Annotated in this window: 19 protein-coding genes; 10 read left to right on the top strand and 9 right to left on the bottom strand. The window is 46.0% G+C overall.

Annotation, left to right across the window (positions count from 1 at the left end; translation table 11 throughout):
- Positions 1–43 precede the first annotated feature (43 nt).
- Both QUA47_RS02725 and QUA47_RS02720 read right to left on the bottom strand, forming a co-directional pair.
- Positions 44–1,606 (bottom strand): pentapeptide repeat-containing protein, encoded by a 1,563-nt coding sequence (locus QUA47_RS02725; protein WP_333218530.1) that lies wholly within the window; start codon positions 1,604–1,606, stop codon positions 44–46.
- Positions 1,607–1,702: 96 nt separating this feature from the next.
- Positions 1,703–3,265 (bottom strand): pentapeptide repeat-containing protein, encoded by a 1,563-nt coding sequence (locus tag QUA47_RS02720; protein WP_190662306.1) that lies wholly within the window; start codon positions 3,263–3,265, stop codon positions 1,703–1,705.
- 38 nt (positions 3,266–3,303) lie between these two features.
- Between QUA47_RS02720 and QUA47_RS02715 the strand changes: the two genes are divergently transcribed.
- The 6 genes from QUA47_RS02715 (at position 3,304) to ccmS (ending at position 11,927) form a co-directional block, all read left to right on the top strand.
- Positions 3,304–4,143 (top strand): prephenate/arogenate dehydrogenase, encoded by an 840-nt coding sequence (locus QUA47_RS02715; RefSeq protein WP_333429616.1) that lies wholly within the window; start codon positions 3,304–3,306, stop codon positions 4,141–4,143.
- A 67-nt stretch (positions 4,144–4,210) separates the two neighbouring features.
- Positions 4,211–6,046: an APC family permease gene (locus QUA47_RS02710; RefSeq protein WP_333429615.1), complete on the top strand. Its 1,836-nt coding sequence runs from the start codon at positions 4,211–4,213 to the stop codon at positions 6,044–6,046.
- A 722-nt stretch (positions 6,047–6,768) separates the two neighbouring features.
- Positions 6,769–7,683, top strand: a complete 915-nt coding sequence (locus QUA47_RS02705) for a glycosyltransferase family A protein (RefSeq protein WP_333405211.1) — start codon at positions 6,769–6,771, stop codon at positions 7,681–7,683.
- Positions 7,684–7,970: 287 nt separating this feature from the next.
- Positions 7,971–9,434, top strand: a complete 1,464-nt coding sequence (locus QUA47_RS02700) for an RtcB family protein (RefSeq protein ID WP_333429614.1) — start codon at positions 7,971–7,973, stop codon at positions 9,432–9,434.
- A gap of 102 nt (positions 9,435–9,536) precedes the next feature.
- Positions 9,537–11,333 carry an ABC transporter ATP-binding protein gene (locus QUA47_RS02695; protein WP_333429613.1) on the top strand — a complete coding sequence of 599 codons (1,797 nt, stop codon included), beginning with the start codon at positions 9,537–9,539 and terminating at the stop codon, positions 11,331–11,333.
- 162 nt (positions 11,334–11,495) lie between these two features.
- The gene (ccmS, locus tag QUA47_RS02690) at positions 11,496–11,927 is read left to right on the top strand and encodes a beta-carboxysome assembly chaperone CcmS (RefSeq protein ID WP_333171677.1); all 432 of its coding nucleotides are present in this window, start codon (positions 11,496–11,498) and stop codon (positions 11,925–11,927) included.
- Between the two features lie 307 nt (positions 11,928–12,234).
- Here the strand turns inward: ccmS and QUA47_RS02685 are convergent, their stop codons facing one another.
- The 3 genes from QUA47_RS02685 to QUA47_RS02675 all read right to left on the bottom strand — a co-directional run bounded on the left by QUA47_RS02685 (position 12,235) and on the right by QUA47_RS02675 (position 14,694).
- Positions 12,235–13,170 (bottom strand): fused MFS/spermidine synthase, encoded by a 936-nt coding sequence (locus tag QUA47_RS02685; RefSeq protein WP_333429612.1) that lies wholly within the window; start codon positions 13,168–13,170, stop codon positions 12,235–12,237.
- A gap of 186 nt (positions 13,171–13,356) precedes the next feature.
- The gene (locus QUA47_RS02680) at positions 13,357–13,956 is read right to left on the bottom strand and encodes an adenylate/guanylate cyclase domain-containing protein (RefSeq protein ID WP_333290045.1); all 600 of its coding nucleotides are present in this window, start codon (positions 13,954–13,956) and stop codon (positions 13,357–13,359) included.
- A gap of 6 nt (positions 13,957–13,962) precedes the next feature.
- On the bottom strand, positions 13,963–14,694 hold the full coding sequence (locus QUA47_RS02675) for a response regulator (RefSeq protein WP_333429611.1): 732 nt from the start codon (positions 14,692–14,694) through the stop codon (positions 13,963–13,965).
- Between the two features lie 325 nt (positions 14,695–15,019).
- On the opposite strand from QUA47_RS02675, the gene QUA47_RS02670 reads away from it, so the two are divergent.
- The gene (locus tag QUA47_RS02670) at positions 15,020–15,385 is read left to right on the top strand and encodes a hypothetical protein (protein WP_333429610.1); all 366 of its coding nucleotides are present in this window, start codon (positions 15,020–15,022) and stop codon (positions 15,383–15,385) included.
- A 152-nt stretch (positions 15,386–15,537) separates the two neighbouring features.
- Here QUA47_RS02670 and QUA47_RS02665 read toward each other — a convergent pair whose 3' ends face one another.
- From QUA47_RS02665 to QUA47_RS02655, 3 genes are all read right to left on the bottom strand, one after another.
- On the bottom strand, positions 15,538–16,443 hold the full coding sequence (locus QUA47_RS02665) for an ABC transporter substrate-binding protein (protein WP_333429609.1): 906 nt from the start codon (positions 16,441–16,443) through the stop codon (positions 15,538–15,540).
- 370 nt (positions 16,444–16,813) lie between these two features.
- A complete protein-coding gene (locus tag QUA47_RS02660) occupies positions 16,814–17,599 on the bottom strand; it encodes an ABC transporter ATP-binding protein (RefSeq protein ID WP_333429608.1) in 786 nt (261 codons plus the stop codon).
- A 123-nt stretch (positions 17,600–17,722) separates the two neighbouring features.
- Positions 17,723–18,721, bottom strand: coding sequence for an iron ABC transporter permease (locus tag QUA47_RS02655; protein ID WP_333429607.1), 999 nt, complete (start codon positions 18,719–18,721; stop codon positions 17,723–17,725).
- A gap of 196 nt (positions 18,722–18,917) precedes the next feature.
- Between QUA47_RS02655 and QUA47_RS02650 the strand changes: the two genes are divergently transcribed.
- From QUA47_RS02650 to QUA47_RS02640, 3 genes are all read left to right on the top strand, one after another.
- Positions 18,918–19,364, top strand: coding sequence for a SufE family protein (locus QUA47_RS02650; protein WP_333290033.1), 447 nt, complete (start codon positions 18,918–18,920; stop codon positions 19,362–19,364).
- 14 nt (positions 19,365–19,378) lie between these two features.
- A complete protein-coding gene (locus tag QUA47_RS02645) occupies positions 19,379–20,284 on the top strand; it encodes an alpha/beta hydrolase (protein WP_333429606.1) in 906 nt (301 codons plus the stop codon).
- A 69-nt stretch (positions 20,285–20,353) separates the two neighbouring features.
- The gene (locus QUA47_RS02640) at positions 20,354–21,310 is read left to right on the top strand and encodes a DUF6282 family protein (protein WP_333429605.1); all 957 of its coding nucleotides are present in this window, start codon (positions 20,354–20,356) and stop codon (positions 21,308–21,310) included.
- A 135-nt stretch (positions 21,311–21,445) separates the two neighbouring features.
- Here the strand turns inward: QUA47_RS02640 and QUA47_RS02635 are convergent.
- Positions 21,446–22,927: right-handed parallel beta-helix repeat-containing protein (locus tag QUA47_RS02635; protein WP_333429604.1), on the bottom strand; the 1,482-nt coding region annotated here is incomplete at its 5' end.

The raw sequence follows: 22,927 nt of genomic DNA, 5'->3' as shown, positions 1-22,927 counted from the left end.
TATATGGCATGAATAGAAATGATATCAAATTAATTTATAGTATTTACTCACCGAGCTGATAAAAGCTTTTGACAAACTCAATGACCGTATTTAGCGGCGGGGTGGTAAATCTTTGGGCTTTAATTCCAGGACTGATAGACGTTTTGTTGACTCCGGGCAAATTTGTCAAGTTTCTGCCAAAATCTGGGTGATAGTGAATCATCAAAGTTTCGGCGCTGGAGTTAGCCAGTACAGTTTGGGTAGGCGATTGGAAAAAACTTGACATCGGTTCGCGATCGAGGCGAATCGGCTGAATTTTCATTTCCCCTATTTTTCTCATTGCTTTGGTCAGAGCTACGTTTAATTGCACTACCATATTAGAGACTCTGACGCCCAGGTTATTACCACTTTGGGGTTGAATCATCTTGATCAGAGTAATCAAATTTTTCTGAGTAAATGCTGCATCACTAAAGGGAAGAATCGCAACGAAAGCTGTGGGAAATAGTTGCTCGTCCTGCTCTATTTTAAATGATATGATTGTGCGTCTGGAATTAACTTCGATACTGGGAGGATGGCTCAAAGCAGGGTATTGACGGGCAATTTGGCGGTAGGTAGCTGCAAGGACAAAGTTAGCATCGGGGTCGAGGGGTCGATCGACAATAATTTGAACTGTCGGTGGTGTAGCATTGAAAAACCTTTGAGATTCTTCTGGGGTAAAGCGCTGAATGTGGCTGCGATCGCCGTTAGGACTGAGGTCAACCCAATCGCAGGTAATGTCATCTGCTTTCACATCAAACCTAGACACCGCGTAAATTTTTGCCCCCGTCAAGGCCGCCCCCGTCAAATCGGCGCCCACCCAATCAGCGTGAATCAAATTCGCTTGAGTCAAATCCGCGTGTACCAGAGTAGCGTTCAACAGGTTGACATTGCTCAAATTTGCCCCGTACAAGTTGGCCCCGCTCAATCTCGCTTCATCGAGGTCAGCACCGCTCAGGTTCGCTCCGCTGAGGTCAGCCCACCGGAGATTAGCGCCTCGCAAGTCAGCGCCACTGAGGTTTGCCTGAGACAGATTAGCTTGTCTGAGTTCGGCATTGCAGAGGTTGACTCCTCGCAAGTCTGCCCTGCTGAGGTCGGCTCTGTGCAAGTTTGCCCGTTCCAAGTTGGCCGCTATTAGGGAAGCGCCTCTCAGGTGAGCCCCGCTGAGGTCGGCTTGCTCTAGATTGGCTTCTCTGAGGGTTGCTTCTCTCAAATCTGCTTCGCTGAGATTTGCACCGGTCAAGTTGGCACTGCTGAGGTCTGCTCGGATCAGTTCGGATCTGATCATTGTAGCTTCGACGAGTTGGGCTTCTCTGAGGTCGGCTCGAATCAAGTTTGCCACGTTGAGGATAGCGCCGCTGAGGTTGGCTTTGTAGAGATTGGCACCGCTGAGTCTGGCAACATTGAGTTTGGCTTTTCTCATGTTGGCGTTTGACAAATTGGTGCCGCTCATGTTAGTCAGGCTCAAGATTGCCTCACTGAAATTAGCCCCGCTGAGATCGATCCTGCTGAGATTTGCCTCGCAAAGGAGGATAGCAGTAAAGTCTCTTTCTCCTGCGGCATATTTGGTGATGAGTTCTTGGGCATCCATGCTTTTCAATTTCCCTGATGTGTTAGCTAGAACAAAGCTTTGTTGTGCCAACCTTTAAACTAGAATAAGCATTTTTTGTAACTTGATGCAATATGCCTAGACATCTATATTATGGAACCCTTTTATAAAATCCAAAATGCTAGTGATATTAGCTTGACCTAATTTTGTGCTTTCGGCTAACTTACCCGAGGTTGAGTTGCTCGGCTCGTATTTTTTAATCAGGCGCTTGCCGAAGCCTGGGTGGTGATATACGCTGAGTCTTTGGTCGCGCGAATTAATTAAGATCATCTGTGTAGGAATCTGAAAAAAATTGATGCTTTCGCCGATTTTTGGAAAAGAACTGGAAATTTTGATTTGGTCTACTTTGCTAATAGCTTGGTTGAGAGCTTTGCTGCATAACTGGACGTGTTTAGATTCTTTGACGTTAAGCTTGCCTGCATCGTGAGATTGAATCATTTTCATCAAAGCGATCAGGTTTTTTTGAGTGATGGCGGCGTCGTTAAAAGGAATGATGGCAACGTAAGCGGTGGCAAATAATTTATCGTCGCTGTCCATTTTAAATGCGAGTACGGTGCGCCTGGAGCTGACTTCGATCGTGGGAGGCTGACTTAAACTCGGGTATTGTTGGGCAATTTGGTAATAAGTTGCAGCTAGAGCAAAATGAGCGCCTTGGTCTAAGGGCGAGTCAATCACAATCCGAACTGTGGGCAAGGTTTCGTGAAAAAATTCGTGGGTTCCTCCGGAGTTCAACCAGTAAATTTGGCTGTGGTCGCCGTTGGGGCTCAGATCGACCCACTTGCAGGTCATGCCTTCGGTTTTGATGCCGAGCCGCGAAACTGCGTGGAGTTTGGCTCCGGTTAAGGTGGCTCCGGTTAAGTCGGCTCCAATCCAGTCGGCGCGGATCAGATAGGCATTTGTCAGGTCGGCGTGAACTAAACTGGCATTTGACAGGTCGGCGTGACAGAGGTCGGCTCGGCTGAGGTCGGCACCGCTCAATTTGGCTTCGCTCAGGTCGGCCCAGCGGAGATTGCAGCCGCTGAGGATTGCCCAGCGCAAATTGACGCCGCTGAGGTCGGCGCCGCTGAGTACGGCTTGAGTGAGGTTGGCTTGTCTCAGTTCTGTGCCTCGCAAGTCTGCGCCGCTGAGGTCGGCTCGGCTGAGGTCGGCGCCTTGCAGGTTGGCTTGTTCGAGGTTGGCTTCTGTCAAGCACGCGCCACTGAGATGAGCGCCTCGAAGGTTGGCTTGAGCGAGGTTGGCTCCTCGAAGGGTGGCTTCGGTGAGGGTGGCGCCGCTGAGGTTTGCGCCGCTGAGGTTTGCGCCGCTGAGTTCGGCTCGAATGAGTTCGGCTCTGATCAGTTTCGCTCCTATCAGTATGGCTTTTTTGAGGTCAACTCGCACTAGGTAAGCGACGTTTAGGTCGGCGTCGGTGAGGTCGGCGCCGCCTAGATGGGCGCCACTGAGTCTGGCAATGTTGAGTTTGGCACCGATGAGGTTGGTTTTGCTGAGGTTGGCTCCGCTCAGGTTTGCTACACTCAGATTCGCACCCTTGAGGTTGGCTCCGCTCAAGTTGACGCCGCTGAGGTTGGCCTCAGTCAGGTTGATTCCGGCAAAGTTTCTTTCTCCGGCGGCATATTTTTTCAGGAGTTCCTCGACTGTCATGGGGGCGGCACCGTATCAAATATCCCCATTTTATTGCTATGAATATCGGTATTGTAGGACTGGGTTTAATTGGCGGCTCGATCGGGCTGGATTTGCGATCGCGCGGGTTTAATGTTTTTGGGGTTTCGAGCCGGCAGCAGACTTGCTCTCGGGCGCAAGCTCGCGGTGTTGTCAATGAAGCCAGCATACACCTGTCTCTAATGGCAGCAGCCGATGTAGTTTTTATTTGCACGCCGCTGGGGTCGATCGAGCCGATCGTCCGAGAGTTGGTGCCCTATCTTTCCCGGGATACTATTGTAACGGATGTCGGTTCCGTAAAAACACCCATAGTGCAGGCTGTGTCTTCTCTGTGGCCGAACTTTGTGGGGGGACACCCGATGGCGGGGACTGCTGAAAGCGGAATCGAGGCGGCGGTGCCGGATTTGTTTGTCGGGCGGCCTTACGTGGTGACGCCGACTCCCCAGACGCCGGCGCTTGCGGTGGATAAGGTGGAGGAAATTGCGCGGTTACTGGGTGCTAAAGTTTACCGATGTGAGCCGGAAGAACACGATCGAGCTGTGGCTTGGATTTCTCATTTGCCGCTCATGGCGAGCGCGACGCTGGTTGCTGCGTGCGATCGAGAGGGCGATCGGGATATTGTTAATTTAGCCCAACATTTGGCGAGTTCTGGTTTTCGGGATACGAGCCGCGTTGGCGGCGGCAATCCCGAGCTGGGAGTGATGGTGGCAAAGTACAATCGAGAGGAATTGCTGCGATCGCTCTCTATTTACCGCGACAGTCTCGACGAGTTCATCAGCGATATCGAAGCCGAAAATTGGCACGCTCTCGAACACAAGCTGAAGCTGACTCAACAAGCGAGAGAGAATTACAACTTGTGAGCTCAAAATTACTTCTAACTGTCCCCATTTCGATTATGATTTGTGGACGCCTATATATTGAGTTTTAATGTCCACTTATTCTCGACTCAAGCGATTTTTACTGGGTGAATCTCTCCCCACTAGCGCATCGGTTCATGAACGCCTAAGCAACGCTGCAGGACTAGCTGTTCTGGCTTCCGATGCACTTTCGTCTGTTGCCTACGCTACTCAAGAAACTCTGCTCGTGCTATTACTAGCGGGGAGTAGCAGTTTGAGTTTATCGCTGCCTATTTCTGGAATTATTATTTTACTGTTGGCGATCGTGGCGCTGTCTTACCGACAGACAATTAAAGCGTACCCCAACGGTGGCGGTGCTTACATTGTGGCGCGAGAAAACTTAGGTATTTATCCCGGTTTGGTCGCAGCAGCTTCACTGATGATTGACTACATTTTAACTGTAACAGTCAGTATTTCGGCTGGGGTGGCGGCCTTAACTTCAGCATTTCCCGGATTGGAACCGTATAGAGTGGAACTGTGTTTATTTTTTATTGTCTTAGTCATGTTTGCCAATCTCAGGGGCGTGCGGGAATCGGGCAATATATTTATGGTTCCTACCTATGCGTTTATCGTGGTAATTTTTATCTTGATTGGCACGGGTTTATATCAACAGGCAACAGGTCACGTTTTGCCGACATTAGAAAATATTCCGGCTAAGGAACCTTTGGGATTATTTCTGCTGGCGCGCGCGTTTGCAGCGGGCTGTACGGCCTTGACAGGAGTTGAAGCCATATCAGACGGGGTATTGGCTTTTAAGCCTCCTGAATGGAAAAATGCGAGCCTGACTTTGACCTATATGGGGGTAATTCTAGGAGTGATGTTTGTGGGAATTAGTTACTTGGGTAATATTTATCAGGTGATTCCTACAGAACATGAAACGCTCCTTTCTGTATTGGGAAAACAGATTTTTGGTGTCGGTATATTTTATTACTATTTGCAGGCAGCAACTCTGTTGATTTTGCTGTTGGCGGCGAATACGAGTTATGCTGATTTTCCGCGACTTTGTTATTTTTTGTCGCGGGACGGGTTCTTGCCCAGGCAGTTGTCGCTGTTGGGCGATCGACTGGTTTATTCTAATGGCATTAATCTGCTCAGTTTCTGCGCTGCTCTTTTAATTATCATCTTTCGAGGCAATACGAGCGCGGTGCTTCCCCTGTATGCGGTTGGAGTTTTCACTTCTTTTACTCTCTCCCAATCGGGAATGGTAATTCACTGGTTTAAGGAACGAGGCAAAGGTTGGCAAGTTAGTGCTGTGATGAACGGTATTGGTGCAGTGGCAACAACGGGAGTTTTGGCTGTAATTCTCGCTACAAAATTCCTTTTGGGAGCTTGGGTTGTCGTAGTAACTATTCCGATCGTAGTCAGTCTATTTTTAGCTATTCACCGGCACTATCGGTATGTAGCAGCTCGCTTGAGCATTCAGGGAATAGAACCGAGGTCTTATCTTCGCAGACCTAAAGTTAAGACGGTGACACATCCGGCAGTGGTGTTAGTCGGGCAGTTGCACCGAGGAACTTTCGAGGCCCTCGATTACGCTCGTTTAATTGCTGATGAAGTTGTGGCAGTTCACGTAGATATTGGTTTGACAGATCGAGAAAAATTACAATTAGCTTGGAAAGATTTGCAGTCAGACATTCCTTTGGAAATTCTCGAATCGCCTTACCGTTCTGTTGGTGAGGCTTTGACTCACTTTTTGACTTTGTTTGAAGAGCAGCGACCGGGAGTGTATTTAACGCTGATCATTCCGGCTTTTGTGACGCGAAATTGGTGGGAGGGACTGCTGCACAATCAAACTGCTTTCTTTTTGAAAGCGGCTTTGCGGGCTAAAAAAAGCCGGGTTGTAACAACGGTTAGATATTATCTTTAAGCGAACTCTAGTTGAAAGTTGGCCCTTTTTCGACTGTCAAACAAACTTATTTAGGAATTACGCAGCAAGTCGGTTTCTTCTGACGGGGTGACAAGCAAGTTGAAAGACATATTAGACAAGGGTTTGAGTTGCTCTGCCTCAAAAAAGATATGTGCGTGCGATCGCGACTTTTTCGGGGGTAGATAACGGAGAATAAGGAGCGGCGGTGATCGCTACTATCATAATTGTCAATGAGCCCAGGAATAATCGCTGATATCTTTTTGGAGGTTCAGGAGCCTTAACGCTTTGCCCATAAAGGTTTCATCTGCATTGTCACCCCGTCAGCGGTTTCTTTCTGGAGGCTTTGTTGCTCAACCTAAGATTTATCGGAGAAACCGGGTTTATTGGACCCCACAATCCTCCGTGTAGCGCGAGAGATATCGGTTAAAAAACGCGGTTTCTTAAGTTTCTGTGCGTAAGTGATGTATTAACTTTACAAGTCCACCGACTAGCTGATCGGCGCGGAAGAAACCGGGTTTTTTGCGTCCAGGACTAGGTTAAAAAACCCCGTTTATTAGCGCAGGAGTCCGATCGCGAACTGTTGCTGTTACAAATTTTATCAAACACACAGTAAAAGTCTCAGTATTTTTACGGTAATGATATTATTTAAAATTGACAATCCTCTAAAATTTTAGTAAGTTTTAAGGAACCAGCAAAAGCTATATTCCTTGAGGAAATAAATTATGATCCAGCAATTAAGCAAACTCAGCGAAGTGTCGATGGTTTCAGCCAATTTTGGCAATGGGCTAGCCTATAGAGAGATTCTCCTAGATTGGTTTAAGTTTTTAGGCGGCAAACCAGGGGAAGTTATTGTTGTGGACGGTGGCAGCGATAGCGACACTCAAAAAGTTTATTGGGAACTGTATCAAGAGGGTTTAATTGATAAGCTGCAAATCATTGCACCGCACCATCAAGACAATGACAAGGAGAGATGTTTTATTCAGGAGTATACAGCGGGAGCAATCGCTAGCAAGCCGTATGTATTGTGGTTCAAAATTGACACGTTACCTTACAGAGAAGGTCACGACGGTTGGTTAGAGGAAGCGATCGATTATCTCGATCGAGATGAAATTTTTGCAGTCGGCGGAGCTTTTAATAGAACCTTTAAACATTTCGACGCTTGGCCAGGGTGGTACTTCATTCAAGCCTGCACGATCAATTTTTGTTTGATGAAACGCAGTACCTTCGTTGCAGTCATGGAAGAATGTGCGGGTGAATATATTGCTTCAGGATTTCAGGGAGAACACAAGTTTGGCAGGTATTTGCTGGAAGAAGCATTTATCGCATATATGGAGGCCCACAACCAATATACTTTGTGTAAGGTGGAAGATCCGAGCTGGACGGTATTTCACACAAATGCTCAAGACGAATATTTGCAGGAGGTTCGGGAGAAATATTTGGCTCGCGAAGATGTTAAAACTTTCATGAATCCGTGCCTTACTAAAGACATCAGTCAATTTCTTTACTACGGAAAGCCACCTGTAAGAAGCAGCATGATTCAGACAATGCGCATGGCTTTCGGAGAAACAAAACTTGGGGGTTATTGGCGGGACTTGAAAAAAAGTCTGGTTTCTTGGAAAAGTGAGCCCAACGCTTAGTTAGCTAATTTCAATTTAATAAAAAAAGATAGGAAACGAGCTTTGAGATGTGCTGACATCGCTGAAAAACAGCAGAACAGGGAAGAGGTTCGCAAATAGTGGAGCCCTGGCGGTGGCAGATCGTTAAGTTGACAGGGCAGCAATGATATGTCATAAACTTAGTCATGAGACAAGTTGCCTTTCAACTTATCTTGAAAAAGATTGCGGCTGCTGAACCCAAGTCTTTTGTTCCCTCAAACATCTCTTCAACTCTTGGGGGTTGCTATGCAACCCCCAAGAGACTATTTATGCAGCAGCCAAAAAACTTGAACAGGCTTTTGCGAGCTTTGTCTCGGCAAGGTCTTGATGTTAGTTACGACAATAAAGTCTACTCGATTTGTCTCAATAGTTCTCTGAAAGAATACTGGCAAGATGCCACTGCTACAACAGCAGAAGTTTTGCTCCCAGAGGATTTTCCTGTGGAAGCAAAGGCGCTCAAACAGTTAGCAAATTTGGCGAATGTTCGACACCCTCAAGGCGGCTGCGTTTGCCGCGCTTGCGCTACTCCAGATTTCCATCCGGGGGATGCGGGAGTGGCGATCGGCTCGATCGTCCAAACAGCAGGAATGGTGATTCCGGCGGCTGTCGGTTCCGATATTAACTGCGGGATGCGGTTACACGTTGCGGATTTGTCGATCGAACAATTCCTCAGTCAGCGCGATCGATTTGTAGAATTGCTCAAAGGGGATTATTTCTTCGGTACTCGCGATGTCAGCATGACTGCAAAAACTGCTCGCGCTATGTTCCAACACGGGATTCCCGGATGGCTGGATGGTATGCTGGACGAGGCAACCGGTAGCGCGGCTAATTCGGATTTCCAGCAGTTGGCCACAGAGTGCGATCGCACTTTCCTCGGCGGTTCCATGAATGGCGATGTCAAATGGGCTCCCGAAGAATTAGTCCCAAATGACGGCCTAGTCAGGGATGGCGGGTTAGCTACCATCGGTGGCGGCAATCACTTTGTCGAAATTCAAGTGGTTGAGGAAGTTATCGATCGAGCTACGGCTTATACTTGGGGAGTTCGATCGGGACAAATCGCTTTCATGATTCATTCCGGTTCGCGGAATGTCGGCAAATATATCGGCGGAATGTGGCGCGATCGAGCTTGGCACGCCTGGCCGAAAACTCTGAAACATCCTGAATCCAGGCTTTTTCCGCTGTCTGTCGCAGCAAATCCCGAACTTGTGAACAGCTACCTGCAAGCGGAAGCCACAGCCGCTAACTACGGTTTTATCAACCGTTTGCTGCTAGCAGAACTTCTGCGCTGGCGTTTGCGACAAGTTTTCGGCGATGTGGAAGCTCCTTTAGTATACGATGTGCCTCACAATATCACCTTAGCTGAAGGTGCCGGCTGGGTAACGCGCAAAGGCGCTTGTCCCGCACATTCCCGTCAGCCTGTAATTGTACCGGGTTCGATGGGCGCGCCGTCTTATTTGCTAGTTGGTAAGGGGAACGATCGATTTTTGCGATCGGCTTCTCACGGTGCCGGCAGAGCGCGATCGCGCTTCGATATGAGTCGCAAAGGTGTTGACAAAACTGACTCCGCTTTGGGATTAAAGGGCGTAGATTGCATTACCTGGCGCGAAGAACGCAGAATCGAAGAAGCACCGGCAGCTTACAAGCCAATTCAACCAGTAATTGACGTTCAGGTTGAGGCGCAAATAGTTGGTGTAGTCGCTAAAATGAAGCCAGTGTTAACGTTTAAAGCCTAGGAACGGGGCATTTGAGAATTAAAAATTAAACAACGGTAAGGTGCGCGCGGAGCACCCTACTAATTTTTAATTCTCGGCCCTATTTCCGATGCCCCATGCCCTATGAATGATTCTCAAGCATCACCAAATCCATCAAAACCTGTCCATCCCCTAAAGCGGCTGCTGAAGTACGGGCGGCGCTACCGCCTGAAAGCTTGGCTGGCAAGTATCTGTTCGCTGCTGAATAAATTCTTTGATTTAGCGCCGCCAGCATTAATCGGTATTGCCGTTGATGTGGTGGTGAAACAGCAAGATTCTATCCTCGCTCAGTGGGGCATAAAAGATGTCTTTTGGCAACTGGCAATTATCACTCTTTTGAGCGCGGTTGTTTGGACGTTGGAATCTCTTTTTGAATATGCCTATGATTATTTGTGGCGCAATTTGGCTCAGGATATTGAACACGATTTGCGTCTGGAAGCTTACAGCCATTTGCAGGAATTAGAATTAGCTTATTTTGAAGAACGCAGCACTGGGGGTTTGATTTCTATTCTCAATGATGATATCAATCAACTCGAACGTTTTTTGGACGACGGCGCTAATGAGGTGATTCAGGTAATTACCACTGTTGTTGTGATTGGCGCGGCTTTTTTTGCTGCCTCTCCTGGTGTTGCTGGGCTGTCAATGCTGCCGATACCTTTTATTATTTGGGGCTCGATCGCCTTTCAAAACCGCCTCGCTCCTCTCTATGCTGATGTGCGGGAAAAGGTGAGTTTTCTGAATGGGCAATTGTCGAATAATTTGATGGGAATTACTACTATTAAAAGTTTTACTTCCGAAGATTATGAAATTCGGCGCATCGAAACACAAAGCCAAGCTTACCGCCAAAGCAACCGACGGGCGATCGTACTTTCGGCAGCTTTTATTCCGCTGATTCGGGTTGTGATTTTCTTGGGGTTTATTGCAACACTATTTCTGGGCGGTTTGGAGGTGGTGGCAGGCCGATTGTCTGTGGGAACTTACAGCGTTTTGGTTTTTTTGACCCAGCGGTTGCTGTGGCCGCTGACTCGCCTGGGAGATACTCTGGATCAATACCAGCGCGCAATGGCTTCTACTAATCGGGTGATGAATTTGTTGGATACTCCGATCGCAATTCGCACGGGTGATATTCGGCGGCCTGTTAGTTCGATTAAGGGTGAGTTGGAATTTAAAAATGTTACCTTTTCTTACAATCAAAGAAAACCGATTTTGCAGTATTTTTCCTTGACTCTGCCGGCGGGAAAAACTACTGCGATTGTTGGGGCTACTGGTTCGGGAAAAAGTACCCTGGTGAAGCTAATCTTGAGGCTGTACGAGGTACAGCACGGCAATATTTATCTCGACGGTATAGAATTAAATAACCTGAATTTAAAAGATTTGCGGAGAGCGATCGGATTGGTGAGTCAAGATGTGTTTTTGTTTCACGGTACGGTGGCAGAAAATATTGCTTACGGCAGTTTTGAGGCAACTAATCGAGAGATAGTAAATGCTGCGAAAATTGCGGAGGCTCACGAGTTTATCGTACAATTGCCGGACGGTTACAACACTATTGTAGGGGAACGCGGTCAAAAATTGTCGGGGGGACAGCGGCAGCGAATTGCAATTGCACGGGCTGTTTTGAAGAATCCGCCGATTTTGATTCTTGACGAAGCTACTTCAGCGGTGGATAACGAGACTGAGGCGGCAATTCAGCGATCGCTCGAACGAATTACCAAAAATCGCACTACAATTGCGATCGCCCACCGTCTTTCTACTGTCCGCAATGCCGATTGCATTTGTGTCATGGAAGAGGGGCTGGTGGTAGAATCGGGGCAGCACGAACAACTGATCGAACAGGACGGAATTTATGCGGCGCTCTGGCGCGTGCAATCTGGTATAAGATAGAAACGCAGCGGTTTTGGGTAATTGGGAATTGCTAATTTGTAATTGGGTATGGGGCATGGGGCATGGGTAACTAATGACAACAGTCAACTGCCAACTGCCAACTGCCAACTGACTACAGACTGCTGACTGTAAAATATTAGTTTATACAAACAAGAAGAGAAAATGTTTCTATTTGATAGCCCTGAGTCCAAACCCAACGAAAATAGCTGGAGCCGCAAATTAGATAAATTCGTGAAAGCTAATCAAAATGAATTGGCTGCTTTGGCTTGGGGGCTATTTCTGGAAAGGGGAGAGGAAAGCGAGGAGATTTTGGCAATTGATGTTGCAGAAACTGCGCGTTTTGTGTATTGTAAGAAAGAGGCGGTTGAGGAGTTGAACCGTCAAGTGAGAAGTCATATTCAGGAAGTTGTAGGTGTGTTAAACGCTCACAAGCCTGAGACAGAAGTGGCGATTTTGGCGATCGGGGAAGGCCAAATTAAGTTAATTTTTTTTGAACCTAAGCCTGAACCTCCTGTTTGTTTTGAGGAAGCTGCAACCGATGTGGATACATTGTTGGCTAAGCTGGAACAGCAGATGGGTGAATATATGAAATAGGAGTTATATCAAATCCGGTGGCATCGGAATTGATATTACCTACAATCAGGAGACGACGCCGTGGCGTTTCCCTACAATTAATCTGGCGATTGTTACATCTCTTATCGATGAAAATTGACTATTTTGGGGTAGGCAAACGGCATTACCGTGCCCTCAGTTGCCGTATTGTCGATGGCTATCTCCGATCGCACTCTGAGGGCAATTTCCTCCAACAGTCTGTTTCAATCCCTGGGTGAGCTCAACTTCGTATCAGCAACAGGCTTTCAGGCCTGTTCCACAAAGAGTAAACCCGGACTTATTATAGATATCAGAATAACCAGCAATCAAAATAACCAACAGGCGGCGCATCGTCATGAAAAATTTGAGCTTTGTCTAAAGTAGGTACAGCCTCCGCCAATTCTCTACCTACTTTTACCTCAAGCGCCCTGTCTGTTAATGGAAAGGAAAATTGATAGCCATCTTGCAAATATTTGGCCCTAGCTACAATCTCATCTTTCTCCAAAATCTGGCTGTTGCTACCAATCAAAATGCTATTACTTTCCTGGCAAACACACAGGCACACCTGAGAAAACACACTTTGAAAAGTTGTGATTTTTTCGGCATAAAACTCATCTCTGTGCAGCAGATTTGCTAGTACAACTCCCTCGCTTGACAAGTGTTTTTCGCAGATTTGATAAAATTCTTTGGTGGATAGGCGGTGCGGAAAGTAGCCGTTGCCAAAAGCTACGTCGATCATGATGATATCGTACTGAGTATCTGATTTTTGCTGCTCTAAATACTCTCGGCCGTCTTGAATTGTTACAGTTAGCCGATCGTCAAACTGCACTCCAAAACACTTTTTAGCTGCTTCGATCGCGATCGGATCGACCTCTGCACATTCTATAACAGTGTCCGGCAAATAGTGGTGCAAAACTAAGGGAACTCTGCCGCCGCCAAATCCAGCCATGTAGATTCTTTGAGGTTGGCTTTGCCACACTAAACCCAACATCATCGCCTGAGTATATTCAGACACTAGATGTAAAGGATTGTTGAAATCGAAAACAGATTGCAGTAAATCTGTTTGCTGATTTACTTTTTCTACTAAAGATAGCTTAATATGCGATCGCTCTTTTGTGACTGCAACATAGTGAACACCAGACTCTTTGCAAAAAATAAGTTTATCTGGCTGTTGCTGTAGCCAAGCCAGCCGCTGTCCAATAGCGGATAAATTAATAGATTGCCAAGTTTTGTGTTCCTCAATCATCTGATTTTAAATTTTATTTAAACTCGATATTATCTAAGAATATAGCCTCATAAACCCGGTTTCTACCCAAATCGCGGAGTCGCCGGATCTGTGCGAAGAAACCGGGTTTCTAGTCGAGGCTGGGGCAAGTCATGTTCTCATTTTCCAGCATGGCGAAGAACGAGAAGACAATAGAAATTCACCCGATTACAGCCGCTTGTACGCCACCAATTCCAAACCTGAAACCGAAAGTTCCACTTTTTCCCAATTTTGCTTGTCACCTTCTAACTTTTCAAAGGCTGCTGAGGTGAGCAAAATCTCTCCGCGTTCCGCCAAATCTTCTCCCAGCTTAGATGCCAGATTAAATTCCCCTCCGTACATATCCTCTCCTTCCAGCATCAAAACATCGCCACAGCCAATACCAATGCAGAGGTAAATATCCATCTCCGGCGGCAGTGTCGTGTTGACAGCCGCTGTTTGTTTCACAGAGTCGATCGCAGCTTCCACCGCTGATTTTACATCAGTAAAAACTGCAAAAATATTGTCTGCTTCCTCCTTAACTAGAGTGCCGCCGTATTCTGAAATTATCGGTTTGACAATTCCGTGCATCCGGTGAATCATTGCCAAAAAATGAATAATTCCGTAGCGGACTGTCGTGCGCGAAAATCCCGACATATCCATTACTAAAATTGCGTAATTTTTGCGGAAAGTGGCATTAATTTTTTCATCAATTTCCGCCATTCTTTCGGGATGTTCGTTTCTTTCTTGCAGCAACTTTTCCAAGTTAGCGCGGTTATTTGTTTTCATTTTAGTTTAATTAAGTTCCCAATCGCGACACTGTTCTTGAGGGCGGCCAACCGGATGCACCGCACAATTGATGCCATCCTTACCGTAATAATAATCGCACACTTTGCAAGGTTTAGTTTGCTCTAATTTTTTCATCAAGATTGCCCGGATTGTCTGGACTCGGTTGCGATACTTGTTTGCATTCGAGTGACTCGGTTCAATTGCCAAAGCTTGCTCGAAAGCTGCTAAGCTGGAATCGTACAATTTAATAATTTGGGAGCTGTATTTGGTCCAAGCATCGGCATGGCTTTGATACAGTTCGACTGTACTTAAGTTTAAAATTCCGTATTCTGTCCAAGCGTCGGCAGAAGCTCGATCGAACTTAATATTGGCATTGAGCAAAACTTTTTTGATAGTTGCCAAAAGTTCCCTCGGCTGCCAAGGTTTGCTAACATAAGCCTCGGCGCGATCGCCCTGGAACCTCGAAAATAAAGCTAACTGCTGTCCCTTGCCTGTTAAAAATACCACCGGTATGTTCCGAGTTTCGGGATTAGCTTTAATTAAACGACAAACCCCGTAGCCGTCCAGACGGGGCATTATAACATCTAATAATACTAAATCAGGGCAATTTTTCTCAATTTTATCCAGCGCTTCCACACCGTCAGATGCCTGAATTACATTCAATCCGCTGCATCTCAACTGATGTGAAATGCACTCCCGCTGGCTGCGAGAATCTTCCACCACTAAAACTGTGCTCATCACTCCCCACCTGGTTTTTGAGGTAAACTTGTTCGCTGCTTCGAGTCACCCTTGCTGACATCAGTTTACCCGCCTTGGATGAATTTTTTATCACTGGCGAGCTAAACTTACTCAAATTGCAACAAATCTTAAACTGGCGAGCGAAGGTGATACTTATCAAAAAATGCTGGTTGCTAATACCCTGATAATTGTTGAAGGTTTGGCCGGCAAATATTGGGCTTTTAAGCCTTAATAACGGCAAATCGTACTGATATCGGACGAAAACCTTGTTGAATTGCAACAGATAATCGGCTACTGTATACGTTAAAGTTCTTAAGGACGACAAATGAATAGATTGCTCCTCACTTTATTGGTAAGTCCAACGCTGTTTGGATCTGTGATGTCTTTAAGCGCGATCGCAAATCCCGCTCCAATTACCGAAACACTAGGCCAATCGGCTGATTCGCCCAAGTGTGTGCGATCGCCCCACACTCAGCGCATGACTTGCGTGCGCCTCCCAGCCAAAGCTGCTGCTGCTAATTCTAAAGTAAGAATCAGTTGGCAGCGGCCGGGTGACGAACAGGTGGCAATGCTGGATTTTACGGAAGAAGAAAGTGATGCGGCGGCGGCGCTGTTTGGCTGCGACTGTCAGATGTGTATCAACTCGCTGCGGCAGTTGCGCGGTTTGCCGCCTCTGGATCTAGCTTCTTGAGGGCGATCCGACAGCATAGGAAGTCAGGCTTAAAAACCAGGTTTCCGATCGCTGCGCGCTTTTGAGTGCCTTTAGCTTTCTCACTTTTAGAGAAATTGTAGCCAATTTGTTCCATGATTTCTAGAGATTTTTTATGTCTCAAAATCGGGCCTCTACTTTTTAGCTAGAACTTGTTTAAGTTGAGAAGTTGCTTGCTCAATTTTTTCGATACTACCTGGGTTGACCAATCCGTAGTAGTCAAAAACGTAAACTCGATTATTTTTTGTGGCTGTTAGTTTATTCCAAAATGAATCAGATTTAAATTGGTCTAAAATTCCTTCTCCCCGATCGACTACAATGATAACTTCGGGATTAGCCTCTAAAACCTTTTCCGCTGAAAGCGTCACGTAGCCTCGAACGGGGCTATCTCCTTGCAATTGTGCTGCGACATTTTTCACGTTAAACTTACCCAGCAAATCTCCAGCCCAACTGCTTTGATTGGGTGATAAAATCGGTTGTCTGCTTACCAAAACTAAAGTGCCGGGGCTTTGATTAGGGATGTCTGCTAAAAACGTTTGGTAGCGTTTTAAAAGAGGTTCGGGATTGGCATTGAGGGATTTAGCTAAAGTGGTTGTTAACTCTTCTAGGGATTTCCAGCTATCAACTTGAGTCAGTAAAGTTTTAATTCCAAGCTGCTGCAATTTTTGCATTGTTTGGTCGTGAAATCCCGACGCACCTACTACCAAATCCGGTTTCAGTGCGATGATTTTTTCCAAATTGGGAGGGGTGCGTTCGGCAGTAACTGCGGTAATCCCTGTAAATTTGGGGTTGCTGCTGACTAATGCGCTGCCGGGAATTCCTACAAGTTTGGTTGGGTCGAGTTGATGGATAATATCGGCGCTTAAAGGTGTTAAAGCTACAACTTTTTGTGCTGATTCGCTGTTAGTTGTTTGTGGTTGATTAACTGGCGAACCAGCAGGAGTTGATTGCTGAATTTGGGGTGAAGTGGCGGCGGAGCAAGCGGTAAATGCTAAACTCAGCAACAGGATAGCGGTACGATAAAAAAAAGTTTTGTACATAGTTTAGGCGGGAGTTACAGCGAATTTAGACTAGGTTGAGACAGAATTGACGGGAAGTTCGATCGCACTCAGAAATGATTGTTGACAGTTGACTGTTGACGGTTGACTGTTTGGATATTTGAACAATACCGATGCAACCGAAAACGATATGACGGGAAGTTCGATCGCACTTTAGCGCTTAATGATTTAAATATCAATAGTTTACGGTAGATTTTGTATAAAAATGCGCTTTTATTACCTGAATGCGGATTTTTTAAGTATCTCTTAAGTTTTATTCGGCCCTTTGGAATCAAGATTAGGCAATAGCTTAAAGCCTTTGGCACTCAGATAGAACAGCGGATGGTAGCAATAAGTTAGTAGTATAAATATATTAAGTGTGGAGAGTAGGAGCGATCGCACAAATCTGCAAGCCTACGGAAGTTTCTAAAATGATAGCTTCTACACCAAAAGTCTTAGCTAAATTATCAGGAGTTAAAACTTGTGCCGGAGTTCCTACACAAAACAGTTCCCCTTTATTTAACATAGCAATTCGCGAACTGTACCTGGCAGCTAAATTAATTTCATGCAGCACCGTAATAATCGTCAATTTGTGTTCTATATTTAGTTTATTAAGCAAATCTAACAATTGCAACTGATAGCAAATATCTAAATAAGTCGTAGGTTCATCTAACAGCAAAACTTGCGGGTTTTGAGCCAACGCTAAGGCGAGGAAAGCGCGCTGGCGTTCGCCTCCTGAGAGTTGTTCGACGGGGCGATCGCGAAATTCCTCAATCCCAGTTTGACTGATAGCAACTTCCACCTTCTCTGCATCTTCCTTGCTCAATTCCCACTGCCACCAACCCTGATGAGGAGAACGCCCCAAACTAACTAATTGCCTTACCGTCAAACCTTCCGGTACTGTTTGCTGCTGCGGCAAAATCGCTAATTTTTGAGCAACAATTGCAGCAGGTTCAGTATGAATGGCTTTGCCATCAAGCAACACACTTCCTTGCTGCGGAGTTAGGATGCGGCTAACTAACTTCAAGAAAGTAGACTTACCAGAACCGTTGGCACCGATGAGACTCAACCACTCACCTGGTTGCAAAGATAAAGTGATGTTGTGGGCGATCGCAACTTCGCCGTAACCACCAGTTAAATTTTGAATTTCTAAAGACATTATATTTTGTTATTGGTTATTGATTATTGGTAATCGGTAATCGGTAATTAATTTTGCGTCTTCCTTCTTCCCTCTTCCCTCTTCCTTCTTCCTTCTTCCTTCTTCCCTCTTCCTTCTTCCTTCCTACTGACTAGAACGCCGATAAAGCAGCCAGACAAACAGCGGAGAACCCAACAAAGCCGTAACCGTACCCACAGGCAATTCTACGGCACCCAAACGAGCCAAAAAATCAGCAAAAGTCAACACCCAAGCACCGCCGATCGCACTCAGCGGCAACACAAACCGATAATCATTACCAACTAACAAACGCACCCCGTGAGGCACAACCAATCCCACAAAACCAATCAATCCGCCGATGCTGACAGCACTCGCAGCTAGCAAAGTAGCAACACCCCCAATCAACAAGCGCGATCGCACTAGCGACACCCCCAAACCAACAGCTAAATCGTCGCCCAAAGCCAGCAAATTTATCGATCGACCCAAAAAACATCCTAACAGCAAAGCAGCCAAAATATAAGGGGCAGCAACCTGCAAATCCGACCAACCGCGACCGTTTAAACTGCCGATCAACCAATTCAAAGCAGCTTGCAAACGGCTGTCTTCAGCTAACAGCAACAGTGTAGTTTGTATTGCCCCAAACAGAGAACTCACAGCCACACCAGCTAAAACCAAACGTTCAACAGAAATCCCCGTTTTAGTTTTTCCCAAAAAGTAGACCAGCATCGAAGTTAAAATAGCACCTATCCAAGCTGCCAAAGGTACCCAAGTTTGAAATATTCCCAAAGTCAGCATGGTAATCGCAACCAACCCCGCACCCGCCGAAATTCCTAATACAAAAGGATCGGCTAAACCGTTGCGGAGTAACCCTTGCAGCAAAGCTCCCGACATTCCTAAAGCTGCACCAACCGTCAGCGCTGCGGCAACTCTGGGCAAACGCAATTCCCAGAAAATAGTCTGATTGACAGCATCACCTTGGTGCAGAAATGCTTGCCACAATTGATCGGCACTCATCGGCACCGCGCCAAAAGAAAGCGAAAGAGCGATGGTTAACAGCAAACCCAATCCTAAGAACACAACTGCCTGAACAACTCGATATTTTAGCCAGATTTTTTGCAGAGTCACTACATTACACCACAATCTTCCTTAACAGCACTAAATCCCATATTTCCTCTGTTTTGAATGCTCGAACTCGTTAACTACAATAACAATAACCCATTCCCCTGAAGAGGGCTTCAGTGGGAGCAGATGAGCAGGCGATCGCACCCGTCGGCAAAATTAAATGTATAATATTAACGAAGTAAACCGCGATGAGTGAATCATGTCCGCAAATACCGCGCTACCTGCAGCCCTAGCTAAAATCGTTCAGCGCTTTCAGCGACATTCCGATCCCAAACAGCGCTACGAACAACTGCTGTGGTATGCCAAAAGACTCCCAGCATTTCCCGAAAGCGACAAACTGCCGGAAAACAAAGTTTCTGGCTGCGCGTCGCAAGTTTATGTTACTGCAAATTTGGCAGACGGAAAAGTTTTGTATCAAGGCGATTCAGACGCTCAGTTAGTCAAAGGATTAGTTGGCTTGCTGGTGGAAGGTTTGAGCGGATTAACGCCTGCTGAAATTGTCACCATTACCCCAGATTTTATTCAAGACACGGGATTGAATGTGAGTCTGACACCTTCCCGCGCTAACGGATTTTACAACATCTTTCAAATGATGAAAAATAAGGCACTTGCTTGTGAATTGAGCAAGCAAGCCGAAGCAAATTAAAAGAATAAAGAGCCATGACTCAAACTACAGATTTAACAAAATCAGGTTCTGGCAACTATCCCGCCGCAGTTCAAGAATATCTCTGGAATTGGAAAGACACGCAAATCAAAGTTATTTACGAAACCCGAGGACAGGGAAACCCTGTATTGTTGCTGCCGGCATTCAGTACGGTTTCCACGCGAGAAGAAATGCGTCCTTTAGCAGAATTGTTAGCTTCTAAATTTCAAGTTGTGAGTTTAGATTGGCCGGGTTTTGGCGAATCTGATCGCCCGCGAACCGACTATCAACCGCAATTCTACCATCAATTTCTTAAGGATTTTGTTGAGGCAATTTTTAATAGTCCGGTTGCTGTAGTTGCTGCCGGTCACGCTGCGGGTTATGCGATGCAATTAGCGCAATCACAGCCCAATGTCTGGTCAAAAATTGTGTTAGCTGCACCGACTTGGCGCGGGCCTTTGCCGACGATGAGCAAACAGCAAAGCGGGTGGCACAGAATCGTGAGAGAATTAGTACGATCGCCCTTACTGGGACAATTCCTATACAAACTCAACACTGCACCGTCATTCCTCAGTCTCATGTACCGCCGCCACGTCTATGTGGATGCTGCAAAAGTCACGCCCGATTTCATCCAAAATAAGTGGAAAATTACGCAAAAACCCGGTGCTCGCTACGGTCCCGCTGCCTTTGTGACTGGTGGTTTAGATACGGCAAAAGTGCGATCGGAATTTACTGATAAATTTCAACAATTAGCAGTGCCGGTGATGGTTGTAATTGCTGAGAGTGCGCCGCCCAAATCAAAGGCTGAAATGGAAGCATTAACGGAATTACCGGGTGTTGAATCGCGAGTTATTCCTGGTTCTTTGGGTATGCACGAAGAGAATGCAGAAGCTTTAGCAAATGCGGTTAAATCTTTTATTTGAGAGAATTTAAGAGAGAATGAACCGCAGAGGGCGCAGAGAACGCAGAGGGGAGAAGGGAAGAGGGGAGGAATGCAAGCTGTTTTTTTAACGTTAGTTTGGATTGTTTGCTATTGGTTTTGTCTGCCAGTTTATGCTGTCGGAGATTCGCCGATGGTCAATTTGCCAAAGAGTACGATCGAAGGTGCGATCGACTTTCACATTCATTCTTCTCCTGATGTGATTCCTCGCAGGTTGGATGATTTTGAAGTAGCGAAATTAGCTGCTAGGGCGAAGATGAAAGCTGTTGTATTGAAAAATCATTATGCCAGCACAGCAGCGCGGGCAGTTTTGGTTAATAAAATAGTACCAGAAATCGAAGTTTTCGGGGGAGTTGTTCTCAATCATTCGGTAGGGGGAATTAATCCCGAGGCTGTAGGCGCAATGCACCGCATAGGTGGCAAATACGGTAAAGTAGTGTGGCTGCCAACGGTTGATGCTGAGCATCACTTGCAGGTTTTTCACAAGTCGGGAATTGGGATTAAAGTTGCGGAAAATGGCAAGGTTTTACCGGAAACAGCAGCGGTGTTGAAGATGGTAGCCAAAGAGAATTTGATATTGGAAACCGGTCATATTTCCTCAGAAGAGGTGATGGCAGTTGTCGGTGAAGCCAACCTGCTCAACATTAAAAACATCCTGATTACCCACGCAATGGCGGATGTACCCGGCTTGTCTCTAGAAAATATGCAAACAGCCGCCGCAGCCGGAGCTTTCTTAGAACTCGCATTTGTGAACGATTTGATGGGAGAAAATGCCGCTGATGAGGCACACAAAAACTGGCATCAAGTTTCTATTACTAAGATGGCAGCAGCGATTAAACTAATCGGAGCCGAGCATTTTGTTATGAGTACAGATTTGGGAAGAAAACCCGATCCTTTGCCGGCCGAAGGTTACAAATTATTTGTCGAAAAATTGATAAATGAAGGCATTTCTCCGCACGAAATTGATTTAATGACGAAACACAATCCAGCTCTATTGTTAGGCATTTAAAATTGGTAATTGGGGATTAGGAATCGGGGATTGGGAATCGCTAATTGGGAATTCTCTTCCCTCTTCCCTCTTCCCTCTTCCCTCTTCCCTCTTCCCTCTTCCTTCTTCCCTCTTCCCTCTTCCTTCTTCCTTCTTCTATTCTTGATTGCCTTTGCCGCGCACGTATCCGTTATCTGCAATGCGCCAAGCACCCCCAGCATTGCCCGTTAAATCGTTATCTTCCACGGTAGCAATGCTATCTCTGTAAACGCCGATCGCCGCACCTTCATTACCATTAATCCGACACCGGCGCACGATCAATTTTCCTCCCAATCCGACACCTATTCCCAAACTGCCGTTGTCAAAAATACTGCAATCTTCCACCGTTGCTTTCCCATTATCCGATATAAAAATTCCGTTCCATACCCCATCATGAATTTGAGTGCGGCGGAGGGTAGAATTTGCATGGGGGCCGCAAATTCCCACAACAGAATAGTCCGCAGAAGTGATATCGCTGTCTTCTATGATTAACTCGCCTTGGCGAATATCTACAGCGTAATATTTCCCAGTTGCGCTCAGCGTTAAACCCCGCACTAAAGCAGTATCAGTTACCATTTTAATGCAGTTTGAGCTGATACTTTCAACAACAATGCGATCGACCTCTCCGCTGCCGATAATTTCTACCGCTTTGTCGAGAATTAGACTTTCGCGATAAACGCCTGGATGCACGTCAATGCGCGTGCCCGGTGCTGCATTTTTCAGCGCTTCGCTAATAGTAGTATAATCGCCTTGACCCTGCTGAGAAACAACAAATTTTTGACTCTTCAAAACTTTGGGATCAGAAGTAGATACTTCAATTTGCCCTGACTTCGAGTCAAAATGCTCAGATTGTCGTGAGCCAGCTTCGGAAAGTTGCGATGTTAGCAGCAAGCGTTCTTGATAAACTGTCTCTAGTTGGTGTTCTAAGTCGGATACTTGAGATTGAAGTTGAGCTTGATTCTGGTTTGTTGTCTCGATTTGACTTTGGAATTCCGACAGTTGAGAATAAAGGTGCGATCGTTCTCTGTTAGCAGTTTCTAGCTGACATTCTAATTCAGAGCGAGTTTGACGCACAGTTTCTAACTGATTTTCTAACTCGGATACTTGAGATTGAAGTTGAGTTTGATTCTGATTGGCTGTTTCGATTTGACTTTGCAATTGCGAGAGTTGAGAAGTGAGCTGAGATTCCAATTCAGAGCGAGTTTGACGCACACTCTCTAACTGATGTTCTAACTCGGAGATTTGAGCTTGAAGTTGAGTTTGATTCTGATTGGCTGTCTCGATTTGAGCTGGAAATTCCGAGAGTTGAGAATAAAGGTGCGAACGTTCTGTGTTAGCAGTTTCTAGCTGAGATTCTAATTCAGAGCGAGTTTGACGCAGGCTATTTAGCTGATTTTCTAAGTCCAATACTTGAGATTGAAGTTGATTTTGATTCTGATTGGCCGTCTCGATTTGACTTTGCAATTGCGAGATTTGAGAAGTGAGCTGAGATTCCAATTCCGAGCGACTTTGACCCACACTTTCTAACTGTTGTTCTAACTCGGAGATTTGAGATTGAAGTTGATTTTGATTCTGGTTTGCTGTCTCGGTTTGAGTTTG

Source organism: Microcoleus sp. MON2_D5, from assembly GCF_036701905.1.
GTDB lineage: Bacteria > Cyanobacteriota > Cyanobacteriia > Cyanobacteriales > Microcoleaceae > Microcoleus.
Note: the sequence above shows the minus strand (reverse complement) of the source record. Positions and strands in the feature narration are given on the sequence as shown.